This is a genomic window from Cryobacterium zhongshanensis (assembly GCF_022760445.1).
In the GTDB taxonomy this organism is placed as follows: domain Bacteria; phylum Actinomycetota; class Actinomycetes; order Actinomycetales; family Microbacteriaceae; genus Cryobacterium; species Cryobacterium algoricola.
The window spans coordinates 1,265,175-1,279,315 of sequence record NZ_JALGAR010000001.1 but is presented as its reverse complement, the minus strand read 5'-3'; the positions used below and the strand labels follow the sequence as shown (position 1 = coordinate 1,279,315).

At 67.6% G+C, this 14,141-nt stretch carries 17 protein-coding genes and 1 pseudogene; 2 read left to right on the top strand and 16 right to left on the bottom strand.

Annotated elements, in window-relative coordinates; translation table 11 throughout:
- Positions 1-2: 2 nt before the first annotated feature.
- The 4 genes and pseudogenes from MQH31_RS05770 to MQH31_RS05755 form a co-directional block, all read right to left on the bottom strand.
- Positions 3-1,073: pseudogene (locus tag MQH31_RS05770) on the bottom strand (YifB family Mg chelatase-like AAA ATPase); the annotation flags it as partial.
- 67 nt (positions 1,074-1,140) lie between these two features.
- Positions 1,141-1,497 (bottom strand): YraN family protein, encoded by a 357-nt coding sequence (locus MQH31_RS05765; RefSeq protein WP_243011266.1) that lies wholly within the window; start codon positions 1,495-1,497, stop codon positions 1,141-1,143.
- A gap of 164 nt (positions 1,498-1,661) precedes the next feature.
- Positions 1,662-2,372 (bottom strand): SGNH/GDSL hydrolase family protein, encoded by a 711-nt coding sequence (locus tag MQH31_RS05760; protein WP_243011265.1) that lies wholly within the window; start codon positions 2,370-2,372, stop codon positions 1,662-1,664.
- A 58-nt stretch (positions 2,373-2,430) separates the two neighbouring features.
- Positions 2,431-3,555 (bottom strand): dipeptidase, encoded by a 1,125-nt coding sequence (locus tag MQH31_RS05755; RefSeq protein ID WP_243011264.1) that lies wholly within the window; start codon positions 3,553-3,555, stop codon positions 2,431-2,433.
- 83 nt (positions 3,556-3,638) lie between these two features.
- On the opposite strand from MQH31_RS05755, the gene MQH31_RS05750 reads away from it, so the two are divergent.
- Positions 3,639-4,079, top strand: coding sequence for a nitroreductase family deazaflavin-dependent oxidoreductase (locus MQH31_RS05750; protein WP_243011263.1), 441 nt, complete (start codon positions 3,639-3,641; stop codon positions 4,077-4,079).
- 26 nt (positions 4,080-4,105) lie between these two features.
- Here the strand turns inward: MQH31_RS05750 and MQH31_RS05745 are convergent, their stop codons facing one another.
- The 10 genes from MQH31_RS05745 to rpsP all read right to left on the bottom strand — a co-directional run bounded on the left by MQH31_RS05745 (position 4,106) and on the right by rpsP (position 10,063).
- Positions 4,106-4,429, bottom strand: a complete 324-nt coding sequence (locus tag MQH31_RS05745) for a DUF2469 family protein (RefSeq protein ID WP_134447605.1) — start codon at positions 4,427-4,429, stop codon at positions 4,106-4,108.
- Positions 4,430-4,441: 12 nt separating this feature from the next.
- Positions 4,442-5,086, bottom strand: coding sequence for a ribonuclease HII (rnhB, locus tag MQH31_RS05740; protein ID WP_243011262.1), 645 nt, complete (start codon positions 5,084-5,086; stop codon positions 4,442-4,444).
- Positions 5,087-5,836, bottom strand: a complete 750-nt coding sequence (lepB, locus tag MQH31_RS05735; RefSeq protein ID WP_134532333.1) for a signal peptidase I — start codon at positions 5,834-5,836, stop codon at positions 5,087-5,089.
- An 86-nt stretch (positions 5,837-5,922) separates the two neighbouring features.
- Positions 5,923-6,267, bottom strand: coding sequence for a 50S ribosomal protein L19 (gene rplS / locus MQH31_RS05730; RefSeq protein WP_134447599.1), 345 nt, complete (start codon positions 6,265-6,267; stop codon positions 5,923-5,925).
- A gap of 185 nt (positions 6,268-6,452) precedes the next feature.
- Positions 6,453-6,968, bottom strand: a complete 516-nt coding sequence (locus MQH31_RS05725; protein WP_243011261.1) for an MFS transporter — start codon at positions 6,966-6,968, stop codon at positions 6,453-6,455.
- Between the two features lie 9 nt (positions 6,969-6,977).
- Positions 6,978-7,742 carry a tRNA (guanosine(37)-N1)-methyltransferase TrmD gene (gene trmD / locus MQH31_RS05720; RefSeq protein WP_243011260.1) on the bottom strand — a complete coding sequence of 255 codons (765 nt, stop codon included), beginning with the start codon at positions 7,740-7,742 and terminating at the stop codon, positions 6,978-6,980.
- A 9-nt stretch (positions 7,743-7,751) separates the two neighbouring features.
- On the bottom strand, positions 7,752-8,621 hold the full coding sequence (locus MQH31_RS05715) for a formate/nitrite transporter family protein (protein ID WP_134532339.1): 870 nt from the start codon (positions 8,619-8,621) through the stop codon (positions 7,752-7,754).
- A 92-nt stretch (positions 8,622-8,713) separates the two neighbouring features.
- The gene (gene rimM, locus MQH31_RS05710) at positions 8,714-9,388 is read right to left on the bottom strand and encodes a ribosome maturation factor RimM (RefSeq protein ID WP_241975981.1); all 675 of its coding nucleotides are present in this window, start codon (positions 9,386-9,388) and stop codon (positions 8,714-8,716) included.
- Positions 9,389-9,404: 16 nt separating this feature from the next.
- Entirely contained in the window at positions 9,405-9,641 is a 237-nt protein-coding gene (locus tag MQH31_RS05705; RefSeq protein WP_134447589.1) for an RNA-binding protein, read from the bottom strand.
- Between the two features lie 2 nt (positions 9,642-9,643).
- Entirely contained in the window at positions 9,644-10,063 is a 420-nt protein-coding gene (rpsP, locus tag MQH31_RS05700) for a 30S ribosomal protein S16 (protein WP_134447587.1), read from the bottom strand.
- Positions 10,064-10,341: 278 nt separating this feature from the next.
- Between rpsP and MQH31_RS05695 the strand changes: the two genes are divergently transcribed.
- Positions 10,342-11,481: a glutamate--cysteine ligase gene (locus tag MQH31_RS05695; protein WP_243011259.1), complete on the top strand. Its 1,140-nt coding sequence runs from the start codon at positions 10,342-10,344 to the stop codon at positions 11,479-11,481.
- A 78-nt stretch (positions 11,482-11,559) separates the two neighbouring features.
- Here the strand turns inward: MQH31_RS05695 and MQH31_RS05690 are convergent, their stop codons facing one another.
- Both MQH31_RS05690 and ffh read right to left on the bottom strand, forming a co-directional pair.
- Positions 11,560-12,351: an LLM class F420-dependent oxidoreductase gene (locus MQH31_RS05690; protein WP_372488117.1), complete on the bottom strand. Its 792-nt coding sequence runs from the start codon at positions 12,349-12,351 to the stop codon at positions 11,560-11,562.
- A gap of 191 nt (positions 12,352-12,542) precedes the next feature.
- A complete protein-coding gene (gene ffh / locus MQH31_RS05685) occupies positions 12,543-14,135 on the bottom strand; it encodes a signal recognition particle protein (RefSeq protein WP_243011258.1) in 1,593 nt (530 codons plus the stop codon).
- Positions 14,136-14,141: the final 6 nt, after the last annotated feature.

The window sequence follows — 14,141 nt, the reverse complement described above, 5'->3', positions numbered from 1 at the left end:
GTAGGTACATAAGCGTGAACGAGCTGGAACCGCGCCGGGAAGTGCGCGACGGCGTTGGCGCGGTGGATGCTGATCATTCCGGATTCGAGCGGCTGCCGGAGGGCATCGAGAACGGCCGATGCGAACTCGGGCGCCTCATCGAGGAAGAGCACCCCGTGACAGGCCCGGGCGGCGGCGCCTGGCCGGATCTGTCCGCTGCCGCCGCCGACCATGGCCGCGGCCGTCGCCGTGTGATGCGGCGCTTCGAGCGGCGGCCGGGTCACGAGGGAGCGGCCGAGTCCGCGGCCGCCGAGGGACCGTAGCGAACTCGCCTCGAGGGAGGCGGCCGGGTCCAGGTCGGGCAGGAGTCCGGGCAGGCGGGCGGCGAGCATGGTCTTGCCGGAGCCGGGCGGCCCGAGCATGAAGAGGTGGTGGCCGCCGGCCGCCGCGATCTGCAGGGCCAGGATCGCGTCCTCGTTGCCGATCACCTCGGCGAGATCCGGTGGCCCGGCGTCGGCGTCGTTCCCGGCCGGCCCGGCTTCTGCGGGCCATTCGATCGTGTCGACCGGCACCGGTGTGAGCTCTGCCCCATGCCAGATCGCCGCCTCGCGGAGGGAGGCGACCCCGATCACGGTGATGCCGGGCACGAGTTCTGCTTCTGCGGCGTTTCCGGCGGGGACCATGACGGTGCGGTGGCCGAGCCGCGACGCCGCGATCACTGCGGGCAGCATGCCGGGGACTGGTCGAAGACGCCCGTCGAGCGCGAGCTCGCCGATGTGCACGACCGAGCCGACCGACCGAGCCGCGATGACCCCGTCCGCGGCAAGGCACGCGAGCGCGATTGCGAGGTCGAACCCCGAACCGTGTTTCGGCAGTGCCGCCGGCGACAGGTTGATCGTGAGCTTGTTGTGGGTCAGCGGGCAGCCGGAGTTCTTTGCCGCGGCCCGAACCCGCTCGGTCGCCTCGGAGAGCGCCGCGTCCGGCAGGCCGATCAGCACCATGCCGGGGAGCTGGCTCGAGATGTCGGCCTCGACTTCGACGAGCGCCCCGGTCAGCCCGAGCAGGGCTACGGCGTGGGTGCGGGCGAGGCCCATCAGGCTGTGCCCATCAGACGGCACTTACGAGACCACGCTCTCGGAACACGCTTTCGGAACGCGCTCACTAGAAGACACCGGGCAGGTGCTCGATCACCGGCGCGGCACCGGGGGCGAGGATCACCGCGATCGCGTCGATCCTGATCCGCCCCGGCCAGGCATCCGCCTGCTCGCACCACGCCGCCGCGAGCCTACGGAGCCGGGCGAGCTTGACGACGGTGATCGCCTCGAACGGATGCCCGAAGCCGGTCCCCGAACGCGTCTTCACCTCGACGAAGGCGACCTCCCCGTCCTGCTCGACGACGAGGTCGATTTCGCCCTGCTCGCACCGCCAGTTGCGGGCGAGGAGCGTATACCCGGCAGCGGTGAGGAATCGTGCCGCGTGCTCCTCACCGAGCCTGCCCAGATCGTCTTTGTGTGCCACGACTGCCTCCCACGGACAGGATGCCGGGGGGTGGGCCACCCTCCGCGGGGACGTCCTCGACCGGTGGACAGCGGGCCGACGTCGACGCCTGGTGAGGAGAGTCGGAAAGTCGCTCTCCGAGAGTCCGTGCACCGTCCCGGCGGGACTCCTGGGGCCCCGGGAGACTAGAAGCCGAGGCTCCTGAGCGCCTCGTCCATGCGCTCGGCGAGCACCCGGTACCCCTCGTCGTTCGGGTGCAGGCCGTCGCCGGCCTTCCATTCCGGGTGGCCGTCGAGCCAGTGCGAGGCGCCGGGAATGTAGTCGGCGTCGATCGCCGTCGCGCCCGCGCTCACCCAGTCGATGATCTGCTGGACCGAGCCCGGCCGGTCGTCGGTATACCAGAACGGCTCGACCACGATGACGCGTGCGGCCGGAAGCGCCGCACTGATTCTGGTGAAGTCGGCGGTGATGGCGGAGCGGATGCGGTCAGCGCGAGCGGGCATCGAGAAGTTGTCGTTGAGACCCATCGTCACGATCACGATGTCGGGGCGGGCGTCGATGACCTGGTCGACGAGGTCAGTCGGCACGTCGGCGCGGTGGTTCACAAAACCGAGGCCGTTCACGCTCGGGTTCACCTCGGTCCAGCCGTGCTCGACGGAAACGAGCGTCGACCACCGATGTTCTGGGCTCGAAGCCCCGGTCCCGAGCGTGTACGAGTCCCCGTAGAACGCCACGACGGGACCGCCACCCGGAGGCCCCGCCGTCGCCGCCGGAATCGGTTCGGTCGGTACCGCACGTCCGACCGAACCGATCACGGCGACGAGTCCGACGACGACGGCCACGGACCCCACCCACAGGGCCAGGACGGTTCGGGTCAGTCGTCGGGGTGTCCTCACACCAGTCATTCGGAGCAGGACTCGTTCTGGATTGCCCGGAAGTGCGGGAAGGGAGCTGTCACGACACCAGCCGGGGCGTGCCGGTCCCCGCTGCCGCGAACGCGGCATCCGTCGCCCGGAGCACGCGCAGCACGTTCGCCCCGGCGAGTGCGGCGAGCTCGACGGCGGTCCAGCCCCGCGCGGCGAGCTCGGTGAGGAGGGCCGGGTAGCCGTCGACGCCCTCGAGGCCGACCGGGAATTCGTCGGTGCCGTCGAAATCGCCGCCGAGGCCGATGTGCCGGATCCCCGCGACCCGGCGGGCGTGCTCGATGTGGGCGATGACCTCGTCGAGGGTGACCGTCGACGCGGGGCCGTCCCTGGGGCCGTCGAACCACGCGGAGAAGTCCGGGGAGAGGAACTGCGGAACGAAGGTGAGCATCAGCACGCCGTCGTTGTCCCGCAGGCGTTCGAGCACATCGTCCGGGACATTCCGCGGGTGGTCCGTGACCGCGGCGCAGGAGCTGTGGCTGAAGATCACCGGTGCGGTCGTGACGGAGAGCGCCGCGTGCGCGGTCGCCGGGGAGACGTGGGACAGGTCGACGAGCATGCCGAGCCGGTTCATCTCACGCACGTACTCGGCACCGCGTTCGGTGAGGCCGCCGTGCACGGGCTCGTCGGTGCCCGAGTCCGCCCAGGTCGTGTTGTGCACGTGCGTGAGCGTGAGGTAGCGCACCCCGAGCCGCGCGAACATCCGCAGCACGGCCGGCGAGTCGTTGACGCTGTGCGCGCCCTCGGCGCCGAGGAGCGACGCGATCCTGCCGTGGGCCCTGGCCGACTCGACGTCGGCGGCGCTCCGGGCGATCTGGAAGTCGTCCGGGTAACGCGCCGCGAGTCGGTAGACCCAGTCGATCTGCTCGAGGGTGCCCTGAACGGCGTCGGCGCCCAGCGATTCGTCGCTCACGTAGACCGACCAGAACTGCGCGCCCACGCGTCCGGCCCGGAGCCGCTCGATGTCGGTGTCGGTCGTCAGACCCCGCTCGAGTCCCTCGACGGAGTACGCCCGGTTCTCCCGGCACTCCCAGGCCCAGTCGTTGTGGCCGTCGACGAGGGGCGCGAGTTCGAGGGCGCGGTCGACGACCGCGGCAGCGTGATCCGTCGACGGGGCAGGGGCGGCGGGGTTCTGGGCGGCGGATGCGGGGGGCATGGTCCCACGCTAGTGCCGCCGTTCCCTGCACGTCACCCCGTTCCCGCCAGCGCCGGTGCGGTTCGGGTTACTAGGCTGGGACCATGGGATTACGCGACAGGTTGGTCGACCTCGGCATGAAGACGATGAGTCTCACGCACCGGGCCGTGCTCAAGGCGTCCGGCGGCCGGTTGCTCGCCTCGTTCGGGCCGATCCCGGTCGTCGAACTGCACACGATCGGCCGCTCGACCGGCAAGCGTCGCACGACCATGCTCACGGCGCCGATCCACGACCGGAACCGCTTCGTGCTGATCGCTTCGAAGGGCGGCAGCGACCGGAACCCGCAGTGGTACCTCAACCTCGTCGCGAACCCCGACGTCGAACTCACCGTGCACGGCACGACGAAGAAACTGCGGGCGCGCACGGCCGACGCCGCGGAGAAGGCTGCACTCTGGCCGCAGATCGTCGCCGCGTACAAGGGTTACGAGGGCTACCAGCAGAAGACGAGCCGGGACATCCCGGTCGTGGTCTGCGAGCCGCGCTAGAAAACCCCGCTGGGGCTGCCCGCCGGTTACTCGTCGAGCGCGAGTTCCTTGGGCAGTTCGAATTCCTTCGAGGCCAGTTCCTCGACGTTGACGTCCTTGAACGTCAGCACGCGCACCGACTTCACGAAGCGGTCGGAGCGGTACACGTCCCAGACCCAGACGTCCTTCATGTTCAGTTCGAAGTAGAAGTCGTGCTCGGTGTCCCGGCGCACGAGTTCGACCTCGTTGGCCAGGTAGAAGCGCCGTTCCGTCTCGACGACGTACTGGAACTGCCCGACGACATCCCGGTATTCGCGGTACAGGGCCAACTCGACCTCGCGGTCGTAGTCTTCGAACTCTTCTTCTTCCATGGTGAGACAATCCTACGCTGAGATGGTCAGCCACGATTTGCGATGCAGGCCCGTCGGTCCGAGGCGACCGATCGCAGCCATGTGTTCCGCGCTGCCGTAGCCCTTGTTGCCCGACCATCCGTATCCGGGAGTGGCCGCATCCGCTGCGATCATCAGCCGGTCGCGGTGCACTTTCGCAATCACGGATGCCGCGGACACGGACGCGCAGTCCTGGTCGGCCCGGATCCGGGTCATCACCGACAAAGGCGTCGCGAGGGCCTTGTTGAGGTAGTCGTCGTTGCCGTCGAGGAGCACGACGCTTCCCCGGACATCCACTCCCGCGGCGAACAGCTCGGCGAGGGCACGCTTGCCCGCGAGCCCGAGGGCGGCGATGATGCCGATCTCGTCCACCTCGCTGGCGGAGGCGAGCCCGACGGCGGAGTGCAGCACCCAGGCGACCGCGAGCGGTGCGAGGGCTTCACGGCGCGGCTGGCTCAGCATCTTCGAGTCGCGGAGGCCGACCGGCATCGTGCCGAGGGTGCCGTCGATCGCCGCGACACCGACCCCGACCGGTCCGGCGAGGGCGCCACGACCGACCTCGTCACAGCCGATCACGCAGCTGGCTCCGTCGGCGAGCAGTCCGAGCTCGACCTCGAGGGTCGGATCGCAGACGGCCATCTACTTCGTCTCCGGGGAGACCCCTCGGAAGACTTCCGGGTAGTCGTCGAGCCAGGTCCACCGGGACAGCGGCCAGCTGATGACAAGGGCGCGGCCGACGACGTTGTCGATCGGAACGAAGCCCTTTCCGGGGGTGTCGCCGTTATACCGGGAGTCCTTGGAGTTGTAGCGGTTGTCGCCCATCACCCAGAGGGAGTTCGCCGGCACGACGACGTCGAAGTTGTCCTTGGAGACGGCGGTGGCCCCCGCGGGAAGGTTCACGTAGGGCTCGGAGAGGGGTACGTCGTTGACGCTCATCTGGCCGAGGGCGTTGCAGCAGCTGACGTGGTCGCCCGGCAGTCCGATGACCCGCTTGATCAGGTGGTCGTTGCTGTCCGGTGCGGAGAGGCCGACGACGGATAGGAGCCAGTCGAGGCCGGCGGCGACCGGGTTCTGCTGCACGGCGGCCTGCGGAAGGAGCCAGCCGCCCGGGTCACGGAACACGACGACGTCTCCGCGCTGGATGGGCATCAGCTTCGGTTCCAGTTCGTTCACGATGATGCGGTCATTGACCAGGAGGGTGTTCTCCATCGACCCCGAGGGGATGTAGAACGACCGGACGAGGAAGGTCTTGATCAGGAATGAGATGAGCAACGCCACCACGAAAATGATCAAGAGGTCGCGAAAGAAGATCGCCACGCCGCGCTTGCTGCGCTGTGGTGCTTCCGATGCCAGGCGATCCGATCGCGTGGGCAGAGAATTGTCTGTCATTAAACCGCCTGAGCTCCTGACCCAGTGTACGGGTCAGGAGCTCAGGGTGAAACGCAGCCGGAGCTGGGAATCGGGTGTGACGAGTCTTAGTCGCGCTTTTCCTTGATCTTGGCCTTCTTGCCACGCAGGTTGCGCAGGTAGTACAGCTTCGCGCGACGCACGTCTCCGCGGGTGACGACCTCAATGTGGTCGATAACCGGGGAGTGCACCGGGAAGGTACGCTCGACGCCGACCTGGAAGCTGACCTTGCGAACGCAGAACGTTTCGCGGACGCCTTCGCCGGAACGGCCGATGACGACACCCTGGAAGACCTGCACGCGCGAGCGTGCGCCTTCAACGATGTTGACGTGAACCTTGACGGTATCGCCGGCGCGGAACGCCGGGATGTCCTTCCGGAGTGATGGGGCATCCACCTGGTCGAGAATATGCATATTTGTTCGCTCTCTGTATCCGCCACAGGACGAAGACGGCTGAGGTCGCCCGCGCACACACGTGCTGGGCGACGACTGATGAGGTTTAGACTGCGCCGAATAGTGCAGCTCCCCTGTGGCAGAGGCATGCTACGGCACAATCGCTGATTATGCCACGATCCGAGCCTCCCGCAAAACCGGGCCGGCTAGGTGTCTTTCGGCTTCTCCCGCACGACGATGACCGACGGGTCCGGGGTGGGTTCGAAGCCGATGGGCGACGGATGCTCGCCCGCGGCCGGTTCGGTCGGGGCACCCCCTCTGGCGGTCTCGTCGATCAGCACGATCATCGCCTGCATCCGGCTCCTGGCGCTCGCGTAGAGCTCCCAGATGGCGAACCAGAAGGCCGCGAGGCCGACGAGCACGACCAGCAACGGCAGCCAGCTCGCACCCACCGTGAATCCGGAGGCCACGATCAGGGCGTGCCACAGCGTGAGCACACCGACGTCCCGCCAGGAGACGGCCCGTTCCATGCGCACCTCGGTGCGGGCGAAGAACAGCAGGGCGACGGCCAGCAGGCCGAGGCCGAGCACGATGCCGCCGAAGAAACTGCCGAGCACGGCCCATCCACTCGACTTGAAGAGGGACGCACCGACCAGCAGCCACGCCGGAAGCACGAGCACGGCAAGGAATTGCCAGCGATAAAAGACCCTGCGTACGAACACGAAGCCAGACTACCCGCGGACGCCTTCCGCAGGCTCTGCGTTCGCTGGAGGCAGAAGGTCGGGTCGGACCCGCCTGGTGCGCTCGATCTGCTGCTCGTGTCGCCAGCTCGCGATGGCGCCGTGGTTGCCGCTCAGGAGCACCGGGGGCACGTCGAGGCCGCGCCAGCTGGATGGCTTGGTGTAGCTCGGGTACTCGAGGAGTCCGTCCTCGTGGGATTCCTCGACGAGGCTCTCCGGGTTGCCGACCATACCGGGGATGAGGCGGCCGACGGCTTCGATCATGGCCATCACGGCGACCTCTCCCCCGTTGAGCACGTAGTCGCCGAGGCTAACGAGGCGCACACGCCCGCGGGAGGCGAAGTGGTCGAAGACGCGTTGGTCGATACCTTCGTAACGCCCGCAGCCGAAGACCAGGTGCGGTTCGGCGGCCAGCTCACGAGCCATCTTCTGGGTGAAGAGGTCGCCGGCCGGGGACGGGAAGATCAGCAGCGGACCCGCGTCCTCCGCCTCGGCATCCGCTGCCGGGGCGCCTGCCGTGCCTGTGGTCTCGGCGAGGATCGCATCGAGGGCCTCGCCCCAGGGTTCCGGCTTCATCACCATGCCGGCGCCGCCACCGTACGGGGTGTCGTCGACGGTGTTGTGCCGGTCGTGGGTGTGGTCGCGCAGGTTGTGCACGAGCACGTCGATGAGCCCGGACTGGCGGGCCTTGCCCAGCAGGGACACGTCGAGGACCGAGAAGAACTCCGGGAAGATGGTGAGGATGTCGATGCGCACGAAGAAAGCCTAGGCGTGGACGGGAGCGGACGTGGCCGCCGTCTCGGCGCCGGTCACGGTGGCAGCGCTCTCGTCCAGGTGCGCGGCACGGTTGACGCGGGTGCGGTGCGAGAAGTAGACCGGGAGAGCGGTGAAGAGGATCGCGCCGAGCAGGTTGCCGACGAGCACGGGGATCTGGTTCCAGAGCAACCACTGGCCGATGCTGATCGGGGCGCCGAGCATCATGCCCGCGGGGATGACGAACATGTTGACGATCGCGTGCTCGAGGCCGAGGCTGAAGAAGATCGTGACCGGGAGCCACATCGCGAGGATCTTTCCGGCGGTGGACTTCGAGGTGTAGAACATGATCGTGCCGATGGCGACCATCCAGTTACAGAGCATCGCCTTGATGATCGCGACGACGATTCCGCCAGGGCCGACCGCTTCGTACGGCAGCACCTTGTGCTCGGCGAGATGAACGATCGCCTGGACCATGGGGTCGGTGGTCACGGTGCCCATGTAGGTGATCGAGACGACGTAGAGGAAGCCGAAGAGCACGGCGCCCACGAGGTGGGCGGCGATGACGACACCGAAATTGGTGAGGCCCTTTTTAATGGTGGTGCGGCCCTCGAGGATCGCGAGCGGGATCAGCGCGAAGCTTCCCGTGACGAGCTCGAGGCCGAGCAGCAGGATAATGGCGAAGCCGACCGGGAACAGCACGGCGCCCACGATCGGGAGCCCGGTCTGGGCGGCCGCGGTCAGGGAGACCGCCGTTGCCGCTCCGAGGATCGCCCCGGAGAGGGTGCCGCGGATGATCATCTGCTTAATGGTCAGGTTCGATTTAACGACACCCGAATGGATGATGTCATCGATGAGTTGGTCGGGCTGAACGTACGACACAGGCGGTTCTCCTTGCGAGGGCTGCCGCGTCGTGGAGAGTGGAGGAGCCAGCGGGCGCGGCGCGCCTTCCCCCGGGTTGATCCCGGTCGCGCCTATGCGCCGTTCTGGTCTGGGGTGTGCTCGGCGTCCGGCTCGGCGCCGGCGTCGGGTACGGATGCCGCGGCATCCGCTTCGGAAATGGTTTCGGGCTCGTCGTCCGGCTCCTCGGGAAGCTCTTCGAGCAATCCGGGCGGAGGGGTGATCGTGACGATGCCCGTCGCGATGTCGACGGAGGGCACGATCGCTTTCACGAACGGGACCATCACGTCGCCGGCCGCGGTCTTGACGATCAGGAGGTCCTGCGCCGGAAGGTGTTCGAGACGGCCGATGGTGCCGATTTGGACGCCATCCCGTACGACCTTGAGGCCGACGAGCTGGTGGTCGTACCAGGCATCTTCTTCGTCGGATTCTTCGTCGTCGTCCTGGTCGATCCAGAGGATGGCCTTGGCGAGTGCCTCGGCCGCTTCCCGGTCGGGGACGTCCTTGAAGAAGCCGACGGCGTGCTGGTTGTACCAGCGGAGCTCGACGAGCTCGATCTTCTTACCGTGCCACGGGGACCCGGTCGGAACCTGGAGCGTGAACACGGCGCCCGGGACGAAACGTCGCCCCGGGTCATCCGTGAACAGTTCGAGCTTGATGGCGCCCTTGAGGCCATGGGCCTTCGTCAGACGGCCAACCCGCAGCTGGGCTCGGGGCGACTGGGCTCTGGGTGCCAGAGAGTCGTTCACGAGGCTCACCGCCGGCTCAGAAATCGGTGTCGACGACGTCGACCCGCACGCGCTTGCCGTCGGCCAGGGCAGCCACAAGGGTGCGCAGGGCCTTCGCGGTACGTCCGGAACGACCGATGACGCGGCCGAGGTCCTCGGGGTTCACGCGAACCTCGAGCACCTCGCCACGCGGTGAGTTCTGGGCAGCAACGTGCACATCGTCCGGGTGGTCAACGATTCCCTTGACGAGGTGCTCAAGCGCGGGTGCGAGCAAAATTACGCCTTGTCCTCTTCTGTTGCGTCAGCGGCTTCGGCGACGGGCGCCTCTTCCTTGACAACGGGCTTCTCAGCCTTGGGCTTGAGAACCGGCTTCTTCTTCTCGTCGGCGACGAAAGCGACCTTGGCCTCTTTGATCTTGACGGTGCTGACGGCGTTCTTGTCACCCTTGAACTTGCCCCAGTCGCCGGTCAGCTTGAGGAGAGCCTCAACCTGCTCGGTGGGCAGGGCGCCAACGCCGAGCCAGTACAGTGCACGCTCGGACTTGATCTCGATGACCGAGGGCTCCTGCGTGGGGTGGTAGATGCCGATTTCTTCAATGACGCGACCGTCGCGCTTGGTGCGCGAGTCGGCCACAACGATGCGGTAGTACGGCGCACGAATCTTGCCCATGCGCTTCAGACGGATTTTGACAGCCACAATTCTCCTGTGTATTTGATTTTTGGCGAACTGAGGGCCGTGAGCGTGGGGGCACACTCGGCACAAGCTCAAGATGGTTTTTTCCTGCGTCAGAGTAGAGGGTCGGACGCAGGAGAACTCGACTAATCATTCTGTCAGATGTCGACCCCAATGTGATAATCGACCGGGCACCCGTGTCCCCCGAACGCGGATTCCGTGCCCGTGCGGGAGGCCGCCCGCAATAGGTGTCAGGATTGTCACCAGCACCAGCCGGGTGCCATTCGACCAAAGGACCGCACGTGGGAATCGAATTCGCCCGATCCGCGCGATCGACGATCGGAATCGAGTGGGAGATCGCGCTCGTCGACCGGTCGACGGGTGACCTCGTCTGCATCGCCGACGAAGTGCTCGATGCCCTGCGCGGCCCCGACGGCTCACCGCACCCGCACATCACCGGTGAGCTGCTGCTCAACACCGTCGAGCTCGTCTCCGGTGTTCATACGACGGTCGCGGGTGCCGTGGCGGATGTCTACGGCCAGGTTGACGAGGTCAGGGCCATCACCGACCCTCGGGGCGTCGACCTCATCTGCAGCGGCTCGCATCCGTTCGGCCAGTGGTTCGACCAGGAGGTCACGGACAAGGAGCGCTACCACAAGCTCATCGACCGCACCCAGTGGTGGGGCCGGAACATGATGATCTGGGGCATCCACGTGCACGTCGGTATCGAGGACCGCGACAAGGTCATCCCGATCCTGAACGGGCTCCTCGGCTACCTCCCGCACCTGCAAGCACTGTCGGCGTCGAGCCCGTTCTGGGCCGGCGTCGAGACCGGCTACGCGTCCAACCGGGCGCAGATGTTCCAGCAGCTGCCGACGGCGGGGCTGCCGTGGATCCTCGAGGACTGGGCGAGCTGGGAACAGTATGTCGAGGACATGACCCGCACCGGGATCATCGACGACATGACCGAGGTGCGCTGGGACATCCGCCCCTCCGCACGCTGGGGCACCATCGAGATCCGCGCCTGCGACGGTGTGTCGACGGCCACCGAGCTCGGCGCGATCGCCGCGCTCATCCAGTGCCTCGTCGAGTGGATGTCCACGGAGATCGACGCCGGACGACCGGTTCCGAGCATGCAGCCGTGGTTCGTGCGCGAGAACAAGTGGCGTGCCTCGCGCTACGGGCTCGACGCGGAGATCATCCTCGACTCGAGCGGCGCCGAACGACTCGTGACCGACGACGTGCGCCGCCTGATCGGCGTGTTCTCGCCCACCGCGGAACGACTCGGCTGCCTCACCGAGCTGGTGCAGCTGAACGGCATTCTGGATGCCGGCGCGAGCTACCAGCGCCAGCTGCGGGTCGCCGCGGCCAACGGCGGCAGCCTGCCGGCCGTCGTGGCGGCGCTCAGCGCGGAACTCCGCGGCGGCACCCTCCCCGTCTAGCCGGTCGCCAGACCGACTCGATGCCCGGGGCCGCACCGCCCGCGCGGCCGGACAACGAGCGCGGGCGGTCGTCCGCGGTCAGTCAGCGTTCTTCGCGTCGCGCCAGGCGAGCCAGTCCGTCAGCGGGGCGAGGTCGTACGCCGGGCCGGAGAGCCCGATCGTGAACAGGCGGGCCCCGAGCGCGTAGAGCTGCTCGGCTTCTGCCACGGTACGGCCGCGCAGCTCCGTGGACACCTCGATCTCTGCCGGATCGCGCCCGACCGTTGCGCACCACTCGGCGAGCACGCCGAGCTTGTGCTCGAGCACCTCGGGGCTCGAGAAGGAGTGCCAGATGTCGGCGTGCTTGGCGACGATGCGGAGGGTCTTCTTCTCCCCGCCGCCACCGATCAGCACCGGGATCTTCCGGGTGGGCGGCGGGTTGAGCTTGCCCCAGCGCGCCTCGATGCGGGGCAGGTTCTCCGCGAGGGCGTCGAGCCGGGTCCCGACGGTGCCGAACTCGTAGCCGTACTCGTCGTAGTCGCGCTCGAACCAGCCGGAGCCGGTGCCGAAAATGAACCGTCCGCCGCTGATGTGGTCGATCGTACGGGCCATGTCGGCCTGCAGGTCGGGGTTGCGATAGCTGTTGCAGTTGACGAGAGCGCCGATCTCGATCCGCGAGGTCTGCTCCGCCCACGCTGCGAGGATCGTCCAGGACTCGAAGTGCAGGCCGTCCGGGTCACCGGAGAGCGGGAAGAAGTGGTCCCAGTTGAAGGCGACATCGGTGCCGAGTGCTTCGACCTCGGCGACCGTGTCGCGGATCTTCGAGTACTCGGCATGCTGCGGCGCGACCTGCGCTCCGATACGCACAGGACCGGGCTTCGTGATCATCATGCGCCCAGCCTAAACGTGCGCAGTGCGCACCGACGACACCACTCCGCGCCAGATCCCGCAGTCACGCGCCACTTCCGCCGCTGCGCGCCAGTTGTCCCCTGCCGCGCACCATTTCCGCCGCTTCGCGCCAAGCATGCCTGGCGCGAAGCGGCGCATGTGGCGCGCGAAGTGGAGTGACCGCCGGGAGAACCCTACCGGCCGAGCATCTTCTGCAGAGCCGCCATTTCCTCGTCGGTGGGGCCACCGGGCTTGCCGGGAACGGCAGGCTTCCGGCCGCCGAGCCCGAAACCGGTTCCGCCGCCGGTCGGTGCAGCGGCACCGGCGGCACCCGGCTTCTCTCCCGACGCGATCGCGAGGTTCTCCGCGGCGCGCTTGGCCGGGTTGCCCGACTTCGAGCCCTTCTTCTTCGCCTGCTGCGGCTTGCCGCGGCCACCGCCGACGCCGGGCATCGGCCCCATGCCGGGAATGTTCGGCATTCCGCCGCGGGCGACGGTCTTCATCATCTTCGCGGCCTGCTCGAACCGCTGCACGAGCTGGTTCACTTCGGTCACGCTCGACCCGGAGCCACGCGCGATGCGCAGCCGACGCGAGCCGTTCAGAAGCTTCGGCGTGGTGCGTTCCGCCTTGGTCATCGACTGGATGATCGCCTCGGTGCGCACGATCTCACGCTCGTCGAAATTCTCGAGCTGCTGCTTCATGGCGCCGGCGCCGGGGAGCATGCTCATCATCTTCTTGATCGAGCCCATGTTGCGCAGCTGCTGCATCTGGCCGAGGAAGTCGTCGAGCGTGAAGGTGTCGGTCTGGAACTTCTCGGCGAGCTTGCGCGCCTCGTCCTCGTCGAAGGCACCCTGCGCCTGCTCGATCAGGGTGAGGATGTCACCGAGGTCGAGGATCCGGCTCGCCATCCGGTCTGGGTGGAACGGCTCGAAGTCATCGAGGCTCTCGCCCGTGGAGGCGAACATGATCGGGCGACCGGTCATCGACGCGACGGAGAGGGCGGCGCCACCGCGGGCGTCGCCGTCGAGCTTGGTCAGCACGACGCCGGTGAAATCGACGCCGTCCTGGAACGCCTTCGCGGTTGCGACGGCGTCCTGTCCGATCATCGCGTCGATCACGAAGAGCACTTCGTCGGGGTCGATGGCCCGGCGGATGTCCGCGGCCTGCTTCATCATCTCGGCGTCGACTCCGAGGCGGCCGGCCGTGTCGACGATGACCACGTCGTGCAGCTTCTGCTGGGCGAACTTCACACCGTCGCGGGCGACCGTGACGGGGTTGCCGACACCGTTTCCGGGCTCAGGCGCGTAGACCGGAACGCCGGCCTGCTGCCCGACGACCTGGAGCTGGGTGACGGCGTTCGGACGCTGAAGGTCGGCGGCGACGAGGATCGGGGTGTGCCCGTCCTTGGCGAGCCACTTGGCGAGCTTGCCGGCGAGGGTCGTCTTGCCCGCACCCTGGAGGCCGGCGAGCATGATGATGGTCGGCGGCTTCTTCGCGAACTCGAGGCGGCGCTGCTGGCCGCCGAGGATGCGGATGAGCTCCTCGTTGACGATCTGCACGACCTGCTGGGCCGGGTTGAGCGCCTTGCTGACCTCGTCGCCGAGGGCGCGCTCCCGCACCTGCGCGGTGAAGTCCTTGACGACGTCGAGAGCGACGTCGGCGTCGAGGAGGGCGCGACGGATCTCGCGCACGGTGCCGTCGACATCCGCCGCACTGAGCTTGCCCTTGGTGCGGAGATTCTTGAACGTCTCGGCCAGGCGATCTGAGAGGTTTCCAAAAGTAGCCATTGTTCT